Source organism: Rathayibacter sp. AY1E6, from assembly GCF_002931115.1.
Lineage (GTDB): Bacteria > Actinomycetota > Actinomycetes > Actinomycetales > Microbacteriaceae > Rathayibacter.
In genome coordinates this window covers 24,632-46,620 of sequence record NZ_PSVK01000025.1, presented here as the reverse complement: position 1 = coordinate 46,620, position 21,989 = coordinate 24,632, and the positions used below count along the sequence as shown (strand labels likewise).

Genomic DNA, 21,989 nt, shown 5'->3' with positions numbered 1-21,989 from the left:
CCCTCGTCGCGAAAGCCCTCCGCCGTGTCCGCTCCCGCCCTCCCGTCTCCCGGCGCCCCCGCGCAGAAGCGCCCGAGCACGCTGCAGACCCTGCTGCGCCTCGTCCCCTTCGTCGGCGACTCCCTGCCCCGGCTGGTCGGCGGCATCGCGGTCGCGCTCGTGGCGAGCCTGGTGTCGCTGGTCATCCCGATCGTCCTGCAGCAGCTCGTCGACGGGCCGCTGGGGGACGGAGCGGCCTCCGCCGGCTCCGGCGACCTCGGGCCGCTGATCGGCCCGGTCGCCGTCATCCTCGTGCTCGGCGTCGTCGAGGCCGGTGCCATCGCGCTGCGCCGCCGGATGGTCCTCACCCCCAGCACGCGGATCGAGGCGCGCATGCGCTCGGCGCTCTACAGCCGCCTGCAGGACCTCCCGGTGTCGTTCCACGACCGCTGGCAGAGCGGGCAGCTCCTGTCGCGGGCGATGAGCGACCTCAGCCTCATCCGCCGCTGGATCGCCTTCGGCTTCGTCCTGCTCGTGGTCAACGCGCTGACGATCGTCGTCGGCTTCGGCGTCCTCGTCTACTGGAACCCGATCCTCGGCGTGCTCTTCGTCGTGTGCTCGATCCCGGTCTGGATCTACGGGTTCGCGTTCGAGAAGCGCTACTCGAGCATCGCGCGCCGCAGCCAGGACCAGGCGGGCGACCTCGCCACGACCGTCGAGCAGTCGGTGCACGGCATCCGCGTCCTCAAGGCCTTCGGCCGCCACCAGCACGCGCTGGAGAACTTCGCCGGCCAGGCCGAGAAGCTCCGCGGCACCGAGATCGACAAGGCCCGCGCCATCGCCGGGATCTGGCTCGTCCTGCTGCTGGTGCCGGACATCGCGTTCGCGCTCTGCCTGCTCGGCGGGGTCTGGCTCGCCGCGGCCGGCCAGCTGAGCGTCGGCGAGCTGTTCGCCTTCTTCGCCACCGCGACCGTGCTGCGCTGGCCGGTGGAGTCGATCGGCTTCCTCCTCTCGATGACCTTCGACACCCGCACGGCGGTCGACCGCTACTTCGAGGTGATGGACAGCCGGAACACCATCACCGACCCGGAGGACCCCGAGACGATCCTCGAGCCGCGCGGCCGGGTGCGCTTCCGCGACGTCCACTTCCGCTACCAGGACGCCCCCGAGCGCTACCGCGACCTCCTCGACGGCGTCGACCTCGAGGTCGAGCCGGGCGAGACGATGGCACTGGTCGGCATCACCGGCTCCGGGAAGACGACGCTCACCGCGCTGCTCCCGCGCCTCTACGACGTGACCGGCGGAGCCATCGAGCTCGACGGCGTCGACATCCGCCGGCTCCGCCGCGACGAGCTGCGCACGCACATCGGCATGGCGTTCGAGGACGCGACGCTCTTCTCCACCAGCGTGCGCGAGAACGTCCTCCTCGGCCGACCCGACGCGACCGAGGAGGAGCTGCTCGAGGCCCTCGAGATCGCGCAGGCCGACTTCGTCCACCGCCTCCCCGAGGGCCTGGACACGAAGGTGGGCGAGGAGGGGATGAGCCTCTCCGGCGGCCAGCGCCAGCGCCTGGCCCTCGCCCGCGCGGTGGCCGCTCGTCCGGCGGTGCTCGTCCTCGACGACCCGCTCTCGGCGCTCGACGTCGACACGGAGGCGCGCGTCGAGGCGGGGCTGCGCCGCGTGCTCGGCGACACCACGGCGATCATCGTCGCCCACCGCCCCTCGACGGTGGCGCTCGCCGATCGCGTGGCACTGATGGAGGAGGGCCGCATCACCGCGGTCGGCACCCACAGCGAGCTGCTCGCGAGCAGCCCGCACTACCGCTTCGTCATCTCGAGCCTCGAGGAGGACGAGCTGACCCGGCCCGCCGGGACCGAGCGCATCGGCTCCCGCCCCACGACGACCCACCAGGAGACGCGATCATGAGCACGCTCGGTTCCTCCGAGGAGCGCGACGACCTCAGCAGAGCGGAGTCGGCGGCCCTGCGCCGGCGCTCGCTGCGGCTGCTCGGCTTCCTGCTGCGGCCGCTCCGGCTGCGGCTGGTGCTCACCGCGGTCGTGGTCGTCGTCGCGACCGCTGCCCAGGTCGCGGGACCGGCGCTGATCGCGGCGGGCATCGACAACGGTCTGCCCGCGGTCCTCGCGGGGAACGCGGTCCCGCTGGCGGTCACGGTCGGCGCCTACATCCTCACCGGACTCGTCGGCGCGCTCCTGGTCGCCTGGTACACCGTGCTCTCCGCGAGGGTGAGCCAGGCGATCCTGATCGACCTGCGCAAGCGGGTCTTCCTGCACACCCAGAAGCTGAGCCTGGAGTTCCACGAGAACTACACCTCCGGCCGGATCATCTCGCGCCAGACCAGCGACCTCGACTCCATCCGCGAGCTGCTCGACTCCGGCATCAACCAGCTGGTGCAGGGTGCGCTCTACATGGGCTTCGTCGCGATCGCCCTCGTCTCCCTGGACGGCGTGAGCGGCATCGTGCTCGCCTGCGCCCTGGTGCCGCTCGCGCTGCTCACCCGCTGGTTCCAGAAGCGGTCGCAGGCGCTGTTCCGCGGCACCCGCGTCGCCTCGTCGCGACTGATCGTGCAGTTCGTGGAGTCGATGACCGGCATCCGCGCCGTGCAGACCTTCCGCACGCAGAAGCGCAACGAGTCGGTGTTCGGCGGGGTCGTCGAGCAGTACCGGCTCGCCTACAAGCGCGTCTTCGGGGTGTTCGGCACCTTCGACCCCGGGCTCGTGCTGATCGGCAACGTCACCGTCGCCGTGGTGCTGTTCATCGGCGGCGTCCGCGTGCTCGACGGCGGGCTCGAGATCGGCGCGCTGCTGGCGGTCCTGCTCTACACCCGGCGCTTCTTCGACCCGGTGCAGGAGATGGCGATGTTCTACAACTCCTACCAGTCGGCGGCCGCCGCGCTCGAGAAGATCTCGGGCGTGCTGGCCGAGGAGCCGAGCGTCCCGGATCCGGCCCGCCCGGTCGACCTGCGCCAGGCGCGGGGCCGCCTCGGCTTCGAGGGCGTCCGCTTCGCCTACACCGCCGACCGCGAGGTGCTGCCGCGCTTCGACCTCGACATCCCCGCAGGGCAGACCATCGCCCTCGTCGGGTCCACGGGCGCCGGCAAGACGACGCTCGCCAAGCTGATCTCGCGCTTCTACGACCCGAGCGACGGCGTGGTGACCCTCGACGGCGTGGACCTGCGGCAGCTGCACCCGAAGGACCTGCGGCGCGCGATCGTGATGGTCACCCAGGAGGCGTACCTCTTCTCCGGATCCGTCGCCGACAACATCGCGATCGGGCGGCCGACCGCGTCCTACGACGAGATCGTCCGGGCCGCGCAGGCGGTCGGCGCGCACGAGTTCATCCAGGCGCTGCCGGACGGCTACGACACCGACGTGAACAAGCGCGGCGGCCGCGTCTCGGCCGGTCAGCGCCAGCTGATCTCGTTCGCCCGCGCGTTCCTGGCCGACCCGGCGGTGCTGATCCTGGACGAGGCGACCTCCTCCCTCGACATCCCGAGCGAGCGCCTGGTGCAGCAGGGCCTGCAGACGCTCCTGGCGGACCGCACGGCGGTCATCATCGCGCATCGCCTCTCGACGGTCGCGATCGCCGACCGGGTGCTGGTGATGGAGCACGGCCGCATCGTCGAGGACGGCACTCCGGAGGCGCTCATCGCCGGCGAGGGCCGCTTCGCCACCCTGCACGCGGCCTGGCGGGACTCGCTCGTCTGAGCGGCTGCCGCTCGCGACTAACGCCCTTGAGCCGATCCCGGCTCAGGGGCGCCAGCGGGCGCTGCGCACGTCGACGCGCCAGCCGCCCAGCGTGACGACGAGGGGCGTGCCCTCGCGCTCGTACTCCCGGCGGGCGCGCTCCTCGTGGCCGACCGGGGGCGCTCCTCCCGCGCGGACGACGCGCCACCAGGCGGTGTCGGAGCCGTAGCGGGCCATCACCGTGCCGACCGCGCGTGCCGCACGCGTGCCGAGGACCGCGGCGATCTCGCCGTAGGCCATCACGCGGCCGGGCGGGATGGAGGCGACCACCTCGAGGACGGCGGAGACGAAGTCGGCCGGCTCCGCTGCCTCCGGCGCCGCGCTCAGAGCGTCAGCGCCCCGATGTTCTCGCCGTACTGCGTCTCGCCGACGACCTCGAAGCCGATCCAGCGGAAGAACTGCTCCGGGCCGTCCTCGCCGGACTCCCAGATCACCGTGAGGGTGTCGAAGCCGCGGGCGCGCGCCTCGTCGGCGGTGGCGCGGACGGCGAAGGTGCCGACGCCGCGGCCCTGCTTCGCCGCGTCGATGTTGATGCGCCAGATGCAGCTGCGGAACTCCTCCGCCGCCTCCGGGTCGAAGTGCGCGTGGATGAAGCCGAGCAGCTCGTCGCCGTCCATCACGGCCCGCTGCCAGGAGGCGCCCGGGTCGATCACCGCGGCGGCGGCGGAGTAGGAGACCGGCGCGATGAACTGCTCCTGGCCGGGTTTGAGGCTCAGGCCGTTCACGGCGGAGATGTTCGAGGCGGACAGCTCTTCCAGGCGGAGGTCACTCATGCCGTCACTGTACCGGCGGCGCAGGACGGCGGGCATCCTCCTGTCGGGCGACGTGCGCCGGCCCCGGCGCGGACGATCGAGAACTGTCTCGACATCGAGACAGTTCGGGCCTCGGGTAGGCTGGCGGAGGCCATCCGGAGCGGTGCAGAGCCGCCCGTCCCGCACAGGTGCGGGGTCATCGACACCATGGGAGAGCAATGTCCAAGATCAAGGTTGAGGGAACGGTCGTCGAGCTCGACGGCGACGAGATGACGCGCATCATCTGGCAGAAGATCAAGGACACCCTCATCCACCCGTACCTCGACGTGAACCTCGAGTACTACGACCTCGGCATCGAGTACCGCGACGAGACGGACGACCAGGTCACGATCGACGCGGCGCACGCCATCCAGAAGCACGGCGTCGGCGTGAAGTGCGCGACCATCACCCCCGACGAGGCCCGCGTCGAGGAGTTCGGCCTCAAGAAGATGTGGAAGTCGCCCAACGGCACGATCCGCAACATCCTCGGCGGCGTGATCTTCCGCGAGCCCATCATCATCTCGAACATCCCGCGCCTGGTCCCCGGCTGGAACAAGCCGATCATCATCGGCCGCCACGCGTTCGGCGACCAGTACCGCGCCACCGACTTCGTCTTCAAGGGCAAGGGCACGCTGACCGTCGAGTTCACGCCCGAGGACGGCTCCGAGCCGATGAGGTTCGAGGTCTACAAGGCCCCGGACGACGGCATCGCGCAGGTCCAGTACAACCAGGACGCGTCGATCCGCGACTTCGCCCGCTCGTCGCTGAACTACGGCCTCTCGCGCAACTACCCGGTCTACCTCTCCACCAAGAACACGATCCTCAAGGCCTACGACGGCCGCTTCAAGGACATCTTCGAGGAGATCTTCGAGACCGAGTTCAAGGAGCGCTTCGACGCCGCCGGCCTCACCTACGAGCACCGCCTCATCGACGACATGGTCGCCTCGGCCATGAAGTGGGAGGGCGGCTACGTCTGGGCCTGCAAGAACTACGACGGCGACGTCCAGTCCGACACCGTCGCGCAGGGCTTCGGCTCGCTGGGCCTGATGACCTCCGTGCTCTCCACGCCCGACGGCAGCGTCGTCGAGGCGGAGGCGGCGCACGGCACCGTCACGCGCCACTACCGCCAGCACCAGGCCGGCAAGCCCACCTCGACGAACCCGATCGCCTCGATCTACGCCTGGACGCGCGGCCTCGCGCACCGCGGCAAGCTCGACGGCAACCAGGAGCTCATCGACTTCTCGCTCACCCTGGAGGACGTGGTCATCAAGACGGTCGAGTCCGGGAAGATGACGAAGGACCTCGCCCTGCTCGTCGGCCCCGAGCAGGGCTGGCAGACGACCGAGGAGTTCCTCGCGACCCTCGACGAGAACCTGAAGGCCCGCATGTCGGCCTGATCTCCGGCTTCGGCAGACGCGTCCGGCCCGCACGATCCTCGGATCCTGCGGGCCGGACGCGTCTCCGGGCCCGGTGGGACGCGCCCGGGCCGAGCGCCTCAGAGCGCCCGGGCGAGGTCCTCCATCGCGTGGAGCGGATCGGGCCCCGACGGCATCAGCACGACGCTCGACGCACCGGCCTCGTGCAGCAGGCCGATGCGGCGACGAGCGTCCTCGGGAGTGCCCACGACGGCCAGCTGGTCGACCCAGGCGTCGGGCAGGTCGCGGACGAAGGCGGCGCGGTCGGCGCTCTCGGCCCGCAGGCGGGCGAAGTCCTCGGCGAAGGGGAGCGGCTCGATGTGCGGCGCCCAGTCCGGCTCGCCGATCCACTCGAGTCCCGGCCGGACCGCGTCGCGCGCGGCGGCCGCGTCGTCGTCCACGGCGGCCACGTTGTAGGCGACGATCCGTCCGGTGCCGCCCAGGTGGCCGCGGGCCGCCGCGAGGTACTCCGGAGTGACGGGCTCGGCCAGGACGACCCCGTCGGCGATCCGGCCCGCGAGCGCCAGCGACTTCGGTCCGCGGACGCCGGCCAGCAGCGGCGGCACGACGGCGGGCGGCGACTCCAGGACGAGGCCGTCCACGTGCACGTAGCGGCCGGAGCGGTCGGTGCGCTCGCCGGAGAGCAGCGAGCGGATCGCGTCGAACTGCTCCTCGAGCAGGGTGAGCGGGCTGCGCGGCCAGACGCCGAGGCCGCGCATCCAGTGCGGCATCCCGTGCCCGATGCCGGCGTGGACACGGCCGGGGAACAGTTCGCCGAGAGTGCCGAGCTCCATCGCGGTGAAGGCCGCCGTGCGCACGGCGGCGGGCAGGATGCCGATGCCGACGACGATCCGCTCGGTGGCGGCGAGCACCGCGCCGGCCTGGGCGATGCCGCCGCGGAAGCCGAGGTCCTCGACCACCCAGAGCTCGTCGAAGCCGAGCTCCTCGGCGCGGCGGGCGTAGACGAGCACCTCGGAGGCGGGGAGATCGCGGGGGAGCAGGACGCCGACAGCGGTGTCGGAGGAGGAGGCGCGCATCCGGCCAGCGTAGGGCGTGCGGACACGCGGAGGGCCCGCCCGCACGATCGCGGACGGGCCCTCGCTCGTCGTCCTACTCGGCGGCCGCCTCGCCGATCCGCACCTGCTCGGGGCGGGCGGTCGAGACGACCTCGATGCGGCGGGGGCGCGCCTTCTCGCTGACCGGGATGGTCACCGAGAGCACGCCGTTGTCGTAGGACGCGGCGATGCGCTCGGTGTCGACGCCCTGGCCGAGGCTCAGCTGGCGGACGAAGGTCGCCGACTGGCGCTCCCGGGTGATCCAGGTGACGTCGTCGCCGCCCGCGACGGTGCGCTGGGCGCGGATGGTGAGGAGCTGCCCGTCCACGTCGACGTCGACCGACCCGGGGTCGATGCCGGGGAGGTCGGCGGTGAGGACGTAGTGGTCGCCGTCCCGGTACAGGTCGATCGGCATCCGGCGGGGCCCCTGGCCGGAGCCGAGGAGGGCGGTGGCGAGGCGGTCCAGCTCGCGGACGGGGTCGTAGGTGACAGCCATGAGATCACTCCATTCAGTCGTGCAACGAAGAGTTCCAAGAGTTGAGCCGACCCGGCTCAACGCGATTAAATTAGCACTCGGGGAGGGGGAGTGCCAACGGATCGGCCCCCTTCAGCGTCGACTTCGTTACCTGTTCGTAACAAAGCTGGGCAATCGAGTTCGTAGGGTCGTTTCTGTGTGGAAACCGATCCGGTTCCCAGCGAATGTGAGTAAGGACATCGATTGCCGATCCACCTGTCCCACCGACCACCCGTCCGCCGCGCTGAGAGGCGCATCCTCGCGGGCCTCGCCGTCCTCGGAGTCGCCGCGACCGCGGCCTTCGCCACCACCGGCGCCAGTGCCGCCCCTCTCGCCGGCAGTGCCTCGCTCGTCGGCGGGCTCTCCGTCGGCCAGAGCTTCGACGACGGCGACTACGTCGTCACCCTCGTCGAGCCCTCCGCGGCCACCTACCAGGGCAGCGATGCCCGTTTCGCCCGCACCGCGCCCGTCGACGGTGCGCAGCTGCAGGCCGCCTCGGCTCCGGTGGAGGACTACTCCGCCCACCTCGAGCAGCGCCAGGAGGACGTCGCCTCCGCGGTCGACGCCGCCATCGGCTACCACTACACCGTCGCCCTCAACGGCTTCTCCGCGACCCTCTCGGGCGAGCAGGCGGGCGAGCTCGCGAGCCGCCGCGACGTCGCCCAGGTCCGCAAGGTCGAGAACCTGAAGGTCGACCGCGCCGCGCAGGCCTCGCCGCTCGCCGCGGCCGCCGCCGGTACCCCCGTGCCCGACACCGGACAGCAGCGCTCCACCGACTTCCTCGGCCTCGAGGGCGAGGCCGGCGTCTGGCAGAAGCTGGGCGGCATCGACAAGGCGGGCGAGGGCGTCGTCGTCGGCGTCATCGACTCCGGCATCGCGCCCGAGAACCCCTCCTTCGCAGGCGCGCCCCTGGCGACCTCGCCCGGAGCGGCCCCCTACACGGACGGCACCACCACCTCCTTCGTGAAGTCGGACGGCGGCACCTTCGTCGGCTCCTGCTCGCCGGGGCTCCCCGCTTCCGAGCAGTGGGACGGCGACGAGTGCAACCAGAAGCTCATCGGCGCACGCTGGTTCCTCGCGGACGAGGAGGTCGGCTCGACGGACAACCCCGAGTACCGCTCCCCGCGCGACGCCGACGGACACGGCTCGCACACCGCGAGCACGGCAGCCGGCAACAACGGCGTCGAGGCGAGCGTCGACGGCTACGACTACGGGAAGATCTCCGGAGTCGCCCCGGCCGCCAAGGTCGCCGCGTACAAGGTCTGCTGGAACGGACCCGACGAGGGCACCGACGACGACGACTTCTGCTCCGGAGCGGGCATCCTCGCGGCCATCGACGCCGCGACCAAGGACGGCGTCGACGTCATCAACTTCTCGATCGGCGGCGGCTCGGCCACCTCGACCCTGACCGCGATCGACGAGGCGTTCCTCAACGCCGCCGCCGCGGGCGTCTTCGTCGCGGCCTCGGCCGGCAACTCGGGTGCGGGCGCCTCCACGCTCGACCACGCGTCGCCCTGGTACACCACGGTCGCCGCGTCCTCCATCCCGACCTACACCGCGACCGCCGCTCTCGGCGACGGCCAGAAGTTCGTCGGAGGATCCATCTCGGTCCACGAGGACGTCACCGGACCGCTGGTGAACAGCGCCGACGTCGTCCGCTCGGGCGCCGAGAACCCCGCCATCTGCGAGACCGGCACCCTCGACCCCGACAAGGTGAAGGGCACGATCGTCGCCTGCACCGCGGGCGTCACCGCGCGCGTCTCCAAGTCGGCCGAGGTCGAGCGGGCCGGCGGCATCGGCATGCTGCTGCTCAACCCGACCCCGAACGCCCTGCACGTCGACGACCACTCGGTCCCGAGCATCCAGATCGACTCGCAGGCCTACCAGGCGATCACGACCTACGCCGGCACCGCCGGTGCGACCGTGACCCTCTCCGAGGGCAACTCGTCCGGAGCCTCCATCCCCGTCCCGCAGGTCGCCGGCTTCTCGTCGCGCGGACCCGCTGAGGCGGACGGCGCCGACGTGCTGAAGCCCGACCTCACGGCGCCCGGCGTCGCGATCCTCGCCGACAGCTTCAACGCCGAGGGCGACGACCCCGCCTTCGCGTTCGAGTCCGGCACCTCGATGTCGTCGCCGCACGTGGCGGGCCTCGGCGCGCTGATCCTCGGCGCGACCCCGAAGGCCTCGCCGTCCGCGGTGAAGTCGGCCATGATGACCTCCGCCTACGACAGCGTCGACCAGTCGGGCGCCGCGTCCGAGGACGTCTTCGCCCAGGGCGCCGGACACGTCGACCCGGCCGCGTTCCTCGACCCCGGGCTGCTCTACCAGAGCGGCACGGAGGACTGGATCGCGTTCCTCAAGGGTGCGGGCTACGTCTTCACCTCGAACCCGGTGATCGACCCGATCGCCGCGATCGACCCGTCCGACCTCAACCAGGCCTCGATCGCGATCGGCGCCCTCGCGGGCACGCAGACTGTGACCCGCACGGTCACCTCGACCGGCGCGGGCACCTACACCGCCTCGGTCGACGGCCTCGCCGGGATCGACACCGTCGTCTCGCCCTCAACCCTCTCCTTCACGGGTGCGGGCCAGACGGCGGAGTACACGGTCTCCTTCACCACCGGCTCGGCGGCGCTCAACCAGTTCGCCACCGGCTACCTGACCTGGGCGAGCGCGGAGCACGACGTCCGCAGCCCGATCGCGGTGCGCCCCGTCCTGCTGGACGCGCCCTACGAGGTCTCCGGCACCGGCTCGACCGGCACCGGCACGGTGACGGTCACGCCCGGCATCACCGGCGCGCTGCCGCTCACCGCGAGCGGTCTCGCCGAGGGTGTCCTCGCCGAGGACGCCACCGCCGCCGACGGCCACTCGGCGACGCTCCCCACGGGGAAGTCGCTGACGACCACCGTCGTGGTGCCGGAGGGCGCCGAGTTCGCCCGCTTCGATCTCGACTCGCTCGACGACGCGGCCGACCTCGACCTCACCGTCACCAGCGAGAGCACCGACAAGGTCTTCACCTCGGCGACCGGCTCGGCCGACGAGCGCGTCGACATCGCCGACCCCGCTCCGGGCGAGTACACGGTCCAGGCCGATGTCTACTCGACCGCTCCGGGATCCTCGACCGTCACGTTCGACTTCCGCAGCTTCGTCATCACTCCGGAGAACGGTCTCGGCTCGCTGAGCACCGACCCCGCCGTGGTCGACGCCGTGCAGGGCGAGCCGATCGCGTACGCGGTCTCCTGGTCGAACCTGGCGGGCCCGGCCCGCTACCTCGGCCGTGTCGCCTACACCGATTCGGGACTCGCGACGCTCGTGAGCGTCGACGTCACCGAGGCGGTCACCCCCACCCCGACGCCGACCGCGACTCCGGAGCCCACGGGCACCCCGGAGCCGACCGCGACGCCGACGGCCGGTCCCACCGCCGGACCGGGGGAGCCCACCTCCACGCCGACCGCCGGACCGGGCGCGCCCGGCCACGGCGCCGGCGGCCTCCCGTCGACGGGCTTCGACGGCGGTCTCCTCGGAGCCGCCGCCCTCGCCCTCCTCGGTGCAGGTGCTGTGATCACCGGCCTCCGACGCCGCGCCCTGGCGCAGCGTGAGGCGGGCGCCGCGGAGTAGTCCTCCGCGACCGCCGCGAACGGCCGTCCCCCTGCTCCTCCAGGAGCGGCGGGGGCGGCCGTTCGCCGTTCCCGGGCCGGGGAGGCGGAGACGGGGCGGCTCGTGGTGCGTGCCGGGAGCAGGACCGGCCGGGCTGCGTGGGGGAACGGCTCGAGAGGGGAGGCGGGAGCGGGTCGGGGAGAGATCGACGATCAGGCGGGGCGGAGCATCTCCGACTGGGGCCCCGGCAGTGCGATCGGCCCGGGATCCCGCTGCGGTGGCGCATCCCCGGAGGTGCATCGACGGGAGAGCGCGGTGGCGACCTGCCGCTGCGAGCCGGGACGACGCGTTCGGTCCCGCTCCGAGCGGCGGCGAGCGCACGGGGACCGCGGTACACCCTCGGGGACAGCGGTGGACGGCTCCGAGCGAGCGCCCCCTCGGCCTGAGCGGCCGCCGTCAGGATCAGAGGGAGCGGCGTCCCGCGATGACGCCGGAGACGACGGCGAGGACGCCGAAGACGATCGCGACGACCGGCTGGCCGAGGTCCAGCCACGCCAGCGCGGCGGCGCCCATCACGAGCAGCTCGATCAGCGAGCGGCCGTAGACGTCGATCGCGAGGACCGCGCGCGGCGAGAGGAAGAGCGCCCAGATCAGCGCGGCGACCACCGGAGCGCCGATGCCGAGGACGATGTTCCACGGCAGGTCCCACGACGCGAAGCCCCAGAGGGCGAAGGTCGCCAGCGCGACGAGCTCCAGGAGGAACCGGAGGATCGCGTTCGGGCCGATCCTGATGTCGGTGCCCGCGGTGTCCGCTCCTGCTCGATTCACGCCGACCATGCTAGCCGCCGGAGGTCAGCGGAAGATGATGGTGCGGGCCCCGTCGAGGAGCACCCGGTCCTCCGCGAACCATTTGACCGCCTGCGTGAGCGTGCGGCTCTCCTCGTCCTGCCCGATCGCCACGAGCTGGGCGACCGAGTGCGAGTGGTCCACGCGCACCACGTTCTGCTCGATGATCGGCCCCTCGTCGAGGTCGCTGGTCACGAAGTGCGCGGTCGCCCCGATCAGCTTGACGCCGCGGGCGTGCGCCTGCTTGTACGGGTTCGCGCCCTTGAAGCCCGGCAGGAACGAGTGGTGGATGTTGATGGCGCGACCGGCCAGTCGCGCGCAGAGCTCGGGGGAGAGGATCTGCATGTAGCGCGCCAGGACCACGAGCTCGACGTCGTGCTCCTCGACGACCTCCAGCACGCGCTCCTCGAACCCGCGCTTCGACTCCGGCGAGACCACGGGGCGCGACTCGAAGGGCACGCCGTAGAACTCGGCGAGGTCGCGCAGGCTGCCGTGGTTGGACAGGATCATCGGGATGTCCACCGCGAGCTGCCCGGCGCGCTGGCGGAAGAGCAGGTCGTTGACGCAGTGCGCGGCCGTGGAGGCGAGGACGAGGGTGCGCAGCGGCCGGCCGACGACGTCGAGGCGCCAGGTCATCCCGTAGTGCTCGGTGATCGGCAGCAGGGCGGCGGCGAACTCCTCGCGGCTGATCGGCGACTCCACCTGCAGGCGCATGAAGAAGCGGCCGGTGTCGGCGCTCGAGAACTGCTGGCTCTCGGTGATGTTGCCGCGGGCCTGGACGACGGCACCGGACACGGCGTGCACGATGCCCGGCTGGTCGGGGCAGGCGAAGGTCAGGGTCCAGTGGTTTCCCGCGGGCCGGGCGCCGGACCACGCGGCGTCGCTGCCCGTCGGACGGGTGCTCGCGGAGGCGGGCCGGGGAGTCGCGGACGCGGCGGGTTCGGGCTGCATCCGCCCAGGATAACGGTGGGGCACGGGGCGGTCCGCGCGCCTCAGCCCGCGTCGACGGACACGACGGCGACGGGTCCCGTCCGCCCGTCCGGGGAGGAGTAGCGGACGCCGATCGTGTGCCTCCCGGGACCGACCTCCAGGGTCGCGGCGAGGACGGGGGCTCCGGGAGCGAGGGACCGCACCTGCTCGCCGTCGACCAGGAGGTCGAGGCCGTCCGCGTCGGGGTCGGCGAGCACGAGCACGCCGACCGCGCCCCCGCTCGACGCGGCCCGGGCGAGGAGCACCGGAGCGCGCAGGTCGACCGTCTCCGGGGCGCTGACTCCTGCGGCGGTGCGCGCCAGCACCGTGGTCCTGCCCGCGGGGAGGGGGAGCGCCGGCGCGGTCCAGGAGCCGTCGGCGTCGGCGGTGGCGGAGCCCACGCGGTGTCCGTCGGAGGCGTCCTCGAGGAGCACCTCGGCGCCGGGCGCGGCGGTGCCCCGGGCATCGGGCAGCAGCCGGCCGTCGGTGTCGAGCGCGAGGGTCGGTGCGGCCGGAGCGGGAGGTGCGGCCGGAGTAGGGGTCGTGACCGGTGCGGGAGTCGAGACCGGAGCGGAGGTGCTCGGCGCCTCTGTCGGGACCGGCGCCGGGGTGCTCGGTACGTGCGTCCCTGCCGGAGCGGGAGTGTCCGGTGGGGGAGTCACGGTCGGAACAGGAACAGGAAGAGGAACGGGAACCGGAGTGCTGGGTGCGGGGGTCGGGACCGGAACGGAGGGCAGGGCCGGGCCGTTGCCGATCGGGCCCGGCGCGGAGCTCCCGGTCGTGGTCCCCGGCGGCCCGGAGGGGGCCGGACCCTCGGTGACGGCAGGGGAGGGCGCCGGTGCGGGGCTGCCGGTCACGGCAGGGCGGGACGGGGCGGGCTCGGCGGCAGGAGTCGGGGAGGCGGTCGCCTCGATCCCTCTCGACGCCGGTGCGCCGACGGGATCGTGGGACGGCTTTTGTTGCGGCGGGCGTCCCGTCCTCCCGGGGGTCGCGCGCGTCGCTCCGGCATCGTCCGACGCAGCCCGTCCGGCCACGGCCGGCACCGTGCTCCTCGGAGCGGCGCCGGAACCGCTGGACCGCCCCGCCGGATCGCCGTCCGCTGCACTCGTCCGGTCCGCGGCCTCCGGGTCCGTCTCCGGCCGGTCGGCGCTCGCCGCCGCTCCTCCGCTCGATGTGGGCGCAGCCGCCTCGGCCGTTGCACGCTCGTCCACCCGCGCGGAGGCGTCCTCCGCCGCCACGAGCGCGCCGCCCCCGTTCCCGGACAGCAGCACCACCGCGCCGACGACTCCCGCGACCGCGAGTGCCGCCGCAGCGGACGCGGCGACGACTACTCCTGTTCCGCTGCCCGCTCTCGACGCTCGGACCGCTCTCGACGCTCGAACCGCGCTCGACGCCCGGACCGCGCTCGGCAGCGGACCGGAGGCCGCGCCGGAGCCCCCGCCCGCCGCCCAGGCTGCCGCACCGCTCACGCCGGCCGAGAGCGGCAGCAGCACCGACGCGAGGCGGCGCGCAGTGCTCTCGGCCTCCGCCAGCGCCTCCCGGCAGGAGAGGCACCCGTCCAGGTGCCGGTCGATGCGGTGCCTGTCCCGGACGGGGGCTCGTCCTCGCGCGTACGTCCCCGCCCGCTCGAGCACCCACTCGCACTCGCCCGTCGCCGAGGCGTCCGCCACGTGCTCCCGGATCCACGCGGAGCGCAGCCCCTCCCGCGCCCGCACCCCGAGCGCTGCGACCGCGTTGGGCCGCAGGCCCATCAGCGGTGCGGCGGCGGCGGGGGACAGGCCCTCCACCTCCGTGTACCAGAGCACCTCCTGCCAGCGCGGCGGCAGCGCCCGGAACGCGCGCGCGCCCAGGTCGCGCTCGAGGGCGGCGAGGGCGTGCGCCTCGGGATCGGGGCCGGCAGAGGGGAGGGCGCGGTCGGCCTCGTCGAACGGCCGCTCGTGCCGGTCCCGCCGGGCCCAGGATCCCGCGACGTTGCGGACGGTGGTGAAGAAGTAGGGGCGGAAGGCGCCCTCGGGTCCGCCGCCGCGCTCGATCGCCCGCAGGACGCGGAGGAACGCCTCCGAGACCAGGTCGTCGGGGTCGGAGCTGCTCGCCCACGCCCGGGCCACGGTGCGCCCGGCCGAGGAGTGGCGGCGCCAGAGCTCGGAGACCGCGTCGGTGCGGCCCTCCCGGACCAGCGCGACGAGCTCCTCGTCGCTGCGGCCGTCGATGCGCTCGGAGCGGCGTCGAGGACCCACGGCGACGCCCTCCCTCCCGGTCCCGCGCCGGGACCGCCCGAGGGATCGTCGCACGATCGCGCGTGCCCGCCCTCGACTGGCGCGACTCCCGCGCCACCCGGCCCGCTTGCTAGAGTGAGCCCGCCGCGACTGGCGTTCGGATGGGTGACCATCAGGGAGCGGCACCTCCTCCGGGGCAGCGCCCCGGACACTTTTCCCGCCGCACGCCTGGGCTGGAACGGATACCGTAGATCGGGTCGCCCGAACGAGCCGTGTCGCGCCGCAGCGACCTGCCGGGCCCCTTCCGTTTCCCAGCCAAGGAGCGTCCGTGTCCTCTTCCCCCGCCAGCCCCGGCGTCGCCGCCTCGTTCGACCAGCCCGTGTCGGTGGTCGACCCCGAGATCGCCGCCGTGCTCCAGCAGGAGCTCGACCGCCAGCGCGGCTACCTCGAGATGATCGCGAGCGAGAACTTCGTGCCGCGCGCGATCCTCGAGTCGCAGGGCTCCGTCCTGACCAACAAGTACGCCGAGGGCTACCCCGGCCGCCGCTACTACGGCGGCTGCGAGTACGTCGACATCGCCGAGCAGCTCGCGATCGACCGCGCCAAGGCCCTCTTCGGCGCCGAGTTCGCCAACGTCCAGCCGCACTCCGGAGCCTCCGCCAACGCCGCGGCGCTCGCCGCGCTCGTGCAGCCCGGAGACACCATCCTCGGCCTCGAGCTCGCGCACGGCGGCCACCTGACCCACGGCATGAAGCTGAACTTCTCGGGCAAGCTCTACAACGCGACCGCGTACGGCGTCGACCCGCAGACCTTCCGCATCGACATGGACGCGGTCCGCGAGAAGGCCCTCGAGGTCCGCCCGCAGGTGCTCATCGCCGGCTGGTCCGCCTACCCCCGTCAGCTCGACTTCGAGGCGTTCCGCGCCATCGCCGACGAGGTCGGCGCGAAGCTCTGGGTCGACATGGCCCACTTCGCCGGCCTCGTGGCGGCGGGGCTGCACCCGTCGCCGGTGCCCTACGCCGACGTCGTGACCACCACCGTCCACAAGACGCTGGCCGGCCCGCGCTCGGGGCTCATCCTCGCGAAGCAGGAGTACGCCAAGAAGCTGAACTCGGCCGTCTTCCCCGGCCAGCAGGGCGGCCCGCTCATGCACGTGATCGCCGCGAAGGCGACCGCGTTCAAGCTCGCCGGCGAGCCCGAGTTCGCCGATCGCCAGGCACGCACCATCCGCGGCGCGCAGATCCTCGCCGAGCGCCTCACTGCGGCCGACTCGAAGGCCGAGGGCATCGACGTCCTGACCGGCGGCACGGACGTCCACCTCGTCCTCGCCGACCTGCGCGACTCGCCGTTGGACGGCAAGCAGGCCGAGGACCGCCTCCACGAGGTCGGCATCACGGTCAACCGCAACGCCGTGCCGTTCGACCCCCGCCCGCCGATGGTCACCTCGGGCCTGCGCATCGGTACGCCGGCGCTCGCGACGCGCGGCTTCGGCGACACGGAGTTCACCGAGGTCGCCGACGTCATCGCCGAGGCGCTCAAGCCCTCGGCCGACCTCGAGGCGCTGCGCGGCCGTGTCGCCCGCCTCACCGACGACTTCCCGCTCTACCCCGGGCTGTAGTCGATCCGCTGCACCACCCGCGCGGCGGAGGACGGGGCACCGCCCCCCCTCCGCCGCGCCACGACCGAGGAGCCCGAGATGACGGCACAGGTACTCGACGGCGTCGCGACGGCGACGGCGGTCAAGACGGAGATCGCGGAGCGGGTCGCCGCTCTGCGCGAGCGGGGCGTCGTGCCCGGGCTCGGCACGCTGCTGGTGGGGGACGATCCCGCCTCCCGCTCGTACGTCGCGGGCAAGCACCGCGACTGCGCGGAGGTCGGGATCGAGTCGATCCGCGTGGACCTCCCCGCGACCGCGTCGGCGGACGACATCCGCGCCGCCATCCGGCAGCTCAACGACTCGGAGGCCGTGACCGGGTACATCATCCAGCTCCCGCTGCCGAAGGGCATCGACGAGAACGCGATGCTCGAGCTCATGGATCCGGACAAGGACGCCGACGGCCTGCACCCCACCAACCTCGGCCGCCTGGTTCTCGGCGTCGAGGGCGAGCTGGACAGCCCGCTGCCCTGCACGCCGAACGGGATCGTCGAGATGCTGCAGCGCCACGGCATCCCGACCTCGGGCAGGCACGTCGTCGTCGTGGGCCGTGGGCTCACCGTCGGACGTCCGCTCGGGCTCCTGCTCACGCGGAAGGGCCTCGACGCCACCGTGACCCTCACCCACTCCCGCACGGCCGATCTCGCCGCGGAGGTGCGCCGCGCCGACATCGTGGTGGCCGCGGTGGGCGTGCCCGGGCTCATCCGCGCCGACTGGGTGAAGCCCGGCGCCGCCGTGCTCGACGTGGGCATCACGCGAGTCGAGAACCCGGAGACGGGCCGCGCGAAGCTGACCGGCGACGTCGCACCGGAGGTGGCGGAGGTCGCGGGCTGGCTCTCGCCCGTGCCCGGCGGAGTCGGCCCGATGACGCGCGCGATGCTCATCCACAACGTGGTGACGGCGGCCGAGCGCGCCCTGCGCTGACCGGTCCCGCGCCACGGGACCCGCGCCGGACCGCGCTCGGGGGCGACGCCCAGTCGCCTGCCGGTAGCGTGGCCGGGCGCTCTCGCGTCCCCCACCCCGTCGGACACGTCCTCGGAGCGCGCCCCGCCCCACGAGGAGAACCCATGGTCACCGTCACCGCCTACGCCGCCCCCTCCGCGACCGAGCCGCTCGTCCCCACCACCATCGAGCGCCGTGACGTCGGACCGCACGACGTGCTCATCGAGATCGCCTACTCCGGCATCTGCCACTCCGACATCCACACCGTCCGCGGCGACTGGGGTCCGGTGGCGTACCCGCTGACCGTCGGCCACGAGATCGTCGGCGTCGTCGCCGAGGTCGGCTCCGAGGTCACCAAGCACTCCGTCGGCGACCGCGTCGGCGTCGGCTGCATGGTGAACTCCTGCCGCGAGTGCGAGAACTGCCTCGCGGGCGAGGAGCAGTACTGCCTGAAGGGCAACACCGGCACCTACGCCTCCGTCGACCGCGACGGCACCATCACCCAGGGCGGCTACTCCACGCACGTCGTCGTCGTCGAGGACTTCGTGCTCCGCGTGCCGGAGTCGATCCCCTACGAGGCCGCCGCTCCGCTGCTGTGCGCGGGCATCACGACCTACTCGCCGCTCTCGCACTGGGAGGCGGGCCCCGGCAAGCGCGTGGCCGTCGTCGGCCTCGGCGGGCTCGGCCACATGGCCGTCAAGTTCGCGCACGCGATGGGCGCCGAGGTCACCGTGCTCTCGCAGACCCTCAGCAAGAAGGAGGACGGCCTCCGCCTGGGCGCCGACCACTACTACGCGACGCGCGACGAGGCGACCTTCACCGATCTCGCGAACACCTTCGACCTGATCGTCAACACGGTCAGCGCGCCCCTCGACCTCGACGCCTACCTGGGGCTCCTGCGCCGCAACGGCACGATGGTGAACGTGGGCGCTCCGGCCGAGGCGCTGCCGTTGCACGTCTTCACGCTCTTCGGCGCCCGTCGCTCCTTCGCGGGCTCGGGCATCGGCGGCATCCGCGAGACCCAGGAGATGCTCGACTTCTGTGCCGAGAAGGGCATCGCGAGCGAGGTCGAGGTCGTCTCGGCGTCGCAGATCAACGAGGCCTACGAGCGCGTCCTCGCCTCGGACGTCCGCTACCGCTTCGTGATCGACGCCTCCACGTTCGAGAAGTGAGGGCGGCCGGGGCGCTAGCCTCGGCGGCATGAGCGAACGGAGCCACCCGGCCGTCGACCGCGTCCTCGCCGACCTCGACCGGCACGGCGTGCACCCGACCGTGCGCTGGCTCGATTCGGCCGCGTCGACGGCGGCACTGGCGGCCGAGGCGCTGGGCGTCGACGTCGGCCAGATCGCCAACTCGCTCGTGTTCCTGATCGACGGTGCGCCGCTGCTGGTCCTGACCAGCGGCGGCCACCGCGTCGACACCGCCTGGCTGGGCGTGCAGCTGGGCGGATCGATCACCCGGGCGCCGGCCGCGGAGGTGAAGTCCGCGACGGGCCAGACGATCGGCGGGATCGCGCCGGTGGGCCATCCCGCGCCGCTGCGCACCGTGGTCGACACGGCCCTCGCCGCCTACGACGTGGTCTGGGCTGCGGCCGGGCACGCGCACACCGTCTACCCGACGAGCTTCGCCGAGCTGGTTCGGGTCACCGGGGGAGAAGGGCGCGCCGTCGTTCCGCCGGATCCGGCGCCGTAGCGGCTGGACGAGGAACGCCCCCTGCGACGCGAGGTCGCAGGGGGCGTCGACGGAAGCAGAGGTCAGAGCACCCGACCCGCGCCGTCGGCGGCCGTGACCAGGAAGAGCTCCGGAGTCGTGAAGCCCTTCTCGACGAAGGCGGCGAGGACCGCGGCGCGGACCTCCTCCTCCTTCTCCACCGGGGTGAGGGCGATCGCGGAGCCGCCGAAGCCGCCGCCGGTCATCCGGGCGCCGATCGCTCCGGCGCCGCGCGCCGCCTCGACGGCGGTGTCGAGCTCGGGCACCGAGATCTCGAAGTCGTCGCGGAGGGAGACGTGGCCGGCGTCGAGCAGATCGCCGATCGCCCGGGGACCGTGCTCGCGCAGGGTGCGGACGGTCTCGAGCACGCGGGCATCCTCCGTCACGACGTGCTTCACGCGCCGGTAGGTGACGTCGTCGAGGAGCTCCTGGGCGCGCGGCAGGTCGTCGACCGTCAGCTCGCGGAGCGACGGCACGCCGAGGGTCGCGGCGCCGAGCTCGCAGGAGGCGCGCCGCTCGGCGTAGCCGCCGGTGGCGTGCGCGTGCTCGACGCGGGTGTCGACGACGAGCAGGACGAGCCCGGCCTCCTCGAAGCCGAGGGGGACGACCTCGGTGTCGAGGCTGCGGCAGTCCAGGAACACCGCGGCGTCGCGCTTCCCGAAGAGGGAGGCGGACTCGTCCATGATCCCGGTGGGGGCGCCGACCGCGACGTTCTCGGCGCGACGACCGACGCGGGCCATCGTCGCGCGGTCGAAACCGAGGTGCCAGAGCTCGTCGAGGGCGACGGCCATCGCGCACATCAGCGCCGCCGAGCTCGAGAGCCCCGCGCCGACCGGCACGTCGGAGTCGACGTACGCGTCGAAGCCCGAGCGGGAGCCCAGGTCGACGCCGTACTCGGTGAGCGCCCAGACCACGCCGAGCGGGTAGGCCGACCAGCCGGTGACGGCGCCGGGGCCGAGCTCGTCGAGAGCGACCTCGACCACCTCGGGGGAGAAGGCGCTGCTGATCCGGATCAGGCGGTCCTCCCTGGGCGCGACGGCCATCGCCGTGGCGCGGTCGATCGCGAAGGGGAAGACGAAGCCGTCGTTGTAGTCGGTGTGCTCGCCGATCAGGTTCACGCGGCCGGGGCCGGCCCAGACGCCGGCGGCGGGGCGGCCGAAAGTGCGCTCGAAGGCGGCGGCCGCGCTCTCGGCGACGGCGGTCAGGGAGGCGGGAGCGGCGGTCATCGGTTCTCCTCGGCGATGTCGGCGGCGGTGGTGGCGGGAGTGGCGGCGCCGCCGGGAAGCGAGTCGTCGCTGTGCGCGGCGACCGGCAGGGCCGCGTCGGGGCGCTGTGCGATCCCGGCCTCGAGCACGGCCGCGTCGGCCCGCTCGATCGCCGCGCGCAGGGCCGCGGCGCTCGTCTCGGGGGCGATGTCGCCGATCCAGGCGCCCATCGCGGCCTCGCTCCCCGCGAGGTACTTGAGCTTCGTCTCGGCGCGGCGGGGCGAGGTGATCTGGAGCATCAGGCGCACCTCGTCGCGGCGCTCGTGCACCGGGGCCTGGTGCCAGGCGGCGATGTAGGGCGTCGGGGTGTCGTAGAGGGCGTCGATGCCGCGGAGCAGGCGCTGGTACATCACAGCCAGCTCGTCGCGCTCCTCCGGGGTCGTCGCCGCCAGGTCCGGGACGTGGCGGTGCGGCAGGAGGTGCACCTCGACGGGCCAGCGCGCGGCGAACGGCACGAACGCGGTGAAGTGCTCGCCGCGGAGGAGGACGCGCTCGCCGGCCTGCTCGAAGGCGAGGACGTCGGCGAACATCGACGGCCCGTAGCTGTCGAGCGAGGCGAGCAGGCGGGTCGTGCGCGGCGTGACGTAGGGGTAGGAGTAGATCTGCCCGTGGGGGTGGTGCAGCGTGACGCCGATCGCCTCGCCGCGGTTCTCGAACGGGAAGACCTGCTGCACGCCGGGAAGGGCCGAGAGGGCGCCCACGCGGTCGGCCCAGGCCTCGACCACGGTCCGGGCGCGGGAGGCGCTGAGCGTGGCGAACGAGCCCTCGTGCTCGGGGCTGAAGCAGACGACCTCGCAGCGGCCGACGCTGGTCAGCGTCCGGCCGAGCCCGAGAGTGCGCAGGTCCTCCAGGGAGGCGGGCGCGTCCGCGTCCTCGAGGAGCGGGCCGAAGGAGGGGGAGCGGTTCTCGAAGACGGCGACGTCGTACCGGCTGGGCACCTCCGACGGGTTCGTCGGCGACGCCGGGGCGAGCGGATCGAGCTCGGCCGGCGGCAGGAACACGCGGTTCTGGCGCGACGCGGCGATGGAGACCCACTCGCCGGTCAGCACGTCCTGGCGCATCCGCGCGGTGGCGGGGCGGGGGTCGAGGTGGCGTGCGTCGGCGGCGCGCTCCGGGGGGAGGGTCGTGTCGGCGTCGTCGAAGTAGAGGAGCTCGCGGCCGTCGGCCAGCGTGTGCGGGCGCTTGACGACGCCGGCGGAGAGTGTGATCGCTTCGTTCATGGCAGGAGTCAGACTAGGGCCGCATCTTCGAAAAGGAAAGCTCGTTTTCCCT

The 21,989-nt window shown here is 73.1% G+C and carries 17 protein-coding genes; 8 read left to right on the top strand and 9 right to left on the bottom strand.

The genetic code is table 11. The features are described 5' to 3' along the window. Positions 1-24: 24 nt before the first annotated feature. Positions 25-1,905: an ABC transporter ATP-binding protein gene (locus C5C46_RS15075; RefSeq protein ID WP_104227288.1), complete on the top strand. Its 1,881-nt coding sequence runs from the start codon at positions 25-27 to the stop codon at positions 1,903-1,905. After that, complete coding sequence (locus C5C46_RS15070) at positions 1,902-3,704, top strand: ABC transporter ATP-binding protein (protein ID WP_104227287.1); 1,803 nt, start codon at positions 1,902-1,904, stop codon at positions 3,702-3,704. Before C5C46_RS15075 ends, C5C46_RS15070 begins: the two co-directional genes overlap by 4 nt. Positions 3,705-3,746: 42 nt before the next feature. On the opposite strand, the gene C5C46_RS15065 is transcribed toward C5C46_RS15070, so the two are convergent. Next, the gene (locus C5C46_RS15065) at positions 3,747-4,070 is read right to left on the bottom strand and encodes an MGMT family protein (RefSeq protein ID WP_104227286.1); all 324 of its coding nucleotides are present in this window, start codon (positions 4,068-4,070) and stop codon (positions 3,747-3,749) included. Further along, on the bottom strand, positions 4,067-4,516 hold the full coding sequence (locus C5C46_RS15060) for an N-acetyltransferase (protein ID WP_104227289.1): 450 nt from the start codon (positions 4,514-4,516) through the stop codon (positions 4,067-4,069). Before C5C46_RS15060 ends, C5C46_RS15065 begins: the two co-directional genes overlap by 4 nt. A 197-nt stretch (positions 4,517-4,713) precedes the next feature. On the opposite strand from C5C46_RS15060, the gene C5C46_RS15055 reads away from it, so the two are divergent. Further along, the gene (locus C5C46_RS15055) at positions 4,714-5,931 is read left to right on the top strand and encodes an NADP-dependent isocitrate dehydrogenase (RefSeq protein ID WP_104224939.1); all 1,218 of its coding nucleotides are present in this window, start codon (positions 4,714-4,716) and stop codon (positions 5,929-5,931) included. Positions 5,932-6,029: 98 nt separating this feature from the next. Here the strand turns inward: C5C46_RS15055 and C5C46_RS15050 are convergent, their stop codons facing one another. Beyond that, positions 6,030-6,986 carry an LLM class flavin-dependent oxidoreductase gene (locus C5C46_RS15050; protein ID WP_104227285.1) on the bottom strand — a complete coding sequence of 319 codons (957 nt, stop codon included), beginning with the start codon at positions 6,984-6,986 and terminating at the stop codon, positions 6,030-6,032. Between the two features lie 73 nt (positions 6,987-7,059). Beyond that, positions 7,060-7,500, bottom strand: coding sequence for an Hsp20/alpha crystallin family protein (locus C5C46_RS15045; RefSeq protein WP_104227284.1), 441 nt, complete (start codon positions 7,498-7,500; stop codon positions 7,060-7,062). 222 nt (positions 7,501-7,722) lie between these two features. Between C5C46_RS15045 and C5C46_RS15040 the strand changes: the two genes are divergently transcribed. Then, the gene (locus tag C5C46_RS15040) at positions 7,723-11,136 is read left to right on the top strand and encodes a S8 family serine peptidase (protein WP_104227283.1); all 3,414 of its coding nucleotides are present in this window, start codon (positions 7,723-7,725) and stop codon (positions 11,134-11,136) included. 441 nt (positions 11,137-11,577) lie between these two features. Here C5C46_RS15040 and C5C46_RS15035 read toward each other — a convergent pair whose 3' ends face one another. The 3 genes from C5C46_RS15035 to C5C46_RS15025 are packed head-to-tail and all read right to left on the bottom strand — an operon-like array spanning position 11,578 to position 15,167. Beyond that, on the bottom strand, positions 11,578-11,943 hold the full coding sequence (locus C5C46_RS15035) for a YrdB family protein (protein ID WP_104276971.1): 366 nt from the start codon (positions 11,941-11,943) through the stop codon (positions 11,578-11,580). 24 nt (positions 11,944-11,967) lie between these two features. After that, the gene (gene purU / locus C5C46_RS15030) at positions 11,968-12,912 is read right to left on the bottom strand and encodes a formyltetrahydrofolate deformylase (protein WP_104227281.1); all 945 of its coding nucleotides are present in this window, start codon (positions 12,910-12,912) and stop codon (positions 11,968-11,970) included. A gap of 41 nt (positions 12,913-12,953) precedes the next feature. Continuing rightward, positions 12,954-15,167, bottom strand: coding sequence for a sigma-70 family RNA polymerase sigma factor (locus C5C46_RS15025; RefSeq protein ID WP_146079010.1), 2,214 nt, complete (start codon positions 15,165-15,167; stop codon positions 12,954-12,956). Positions 15,168-15,474: 307 nt separating this feature from the next. Here C5C46_RS15025 and glyA point away from each other — a divergent pair, with 307 nt between their 5' ends. The 4 genes from glyA (at position 15,475) to C5C46_RS15005 (ending at position 19,434) form a co-directional block, all read left to right on the top strand. Further along, the gene (gene glyA, locus C5C46_RS15020; RefSeq protein WP_104224723.1) at positions 15,475-16,764 is read left to right on the top strand and encodes a serine hydroxymethyltransferase; all 1,290 of its coding nucleotides are present in this window, start codon (positions 15,475-15,477) and stop codon (positions 16,762-16,764) included. Positions 16,765-16,842: 78 nt separating this feature from the next. Further along, on the top strand, positions 16,843-17,724 hold the full coding sequence (locus C5C46_RS15015; protein ID WP_104227279.1) for a bifunctional methylenetetrahydrofolate dehydrogenase/methenyltetrahydrofolate cyclohydrolase: 882 nt from the start codon (positions 16,843-16,845) through the stop codon (positions 17,722-17,724). A gap of 143 nt (positions 17,725-17,867) precedes the next feature. Continuing rightward, the gene (locus C5C46_RS15010) at positions 17,868-18,914 is read left to right on the top strand and encodes an NAD(P)-dependent alcohol dehydrogenase (RefSeq protein WP_104227278.1); all 1,047 of its coding nucleotides are present in this window, start codon (positions 17,868-17,870) and stop codon (positions 18,912-18,914) included. 28 nt (positions 18,915-18,942) lie between these two features. Next, the gene (locus tag C5C46_RS15005; protein WP_104227277.1) at positions 18,943-19,434 is read left to right on the top strand and encodes a YbaK/EbsC family protein; all 492 of its coding nucleotides are present in this window, start codon (positions 18,943-18,945) and stop codon (positions 19,432-19,434) included. A gap of 62 nt (positions 19,435-19,496) precedes the next feature. On the opposite strand, the gene galK is transcribed toward C5C46_RS15005, so the two are convergent. Further along, positions 19,497-20,678, bottom strand: a complete 1,182-nt coding sequence (gene galK, locus C5C46_RS15000; protein WP_104227276.1) for a galactokinase — start codon at positions 20,676-20,678, stop codon at positions 19,497-19,499. Then, positions 20,675-21,937: a galactose-1-phosphate uridylyltransferase gene (gene galT, locus C5C46_RS14995; RefSeq protein ID WP_104224718.1), complete on the bottom strand. Its 1,263-nt coding sequence runs from the start codon at positions 21,935-21,937 to the stop codon at positions 20,675-20,677. Before galT ends, galK begins: the two co-directional genes overlap by 4 nt. Positions 21,938-21,989: the final 52 nt, after the last annotated feature.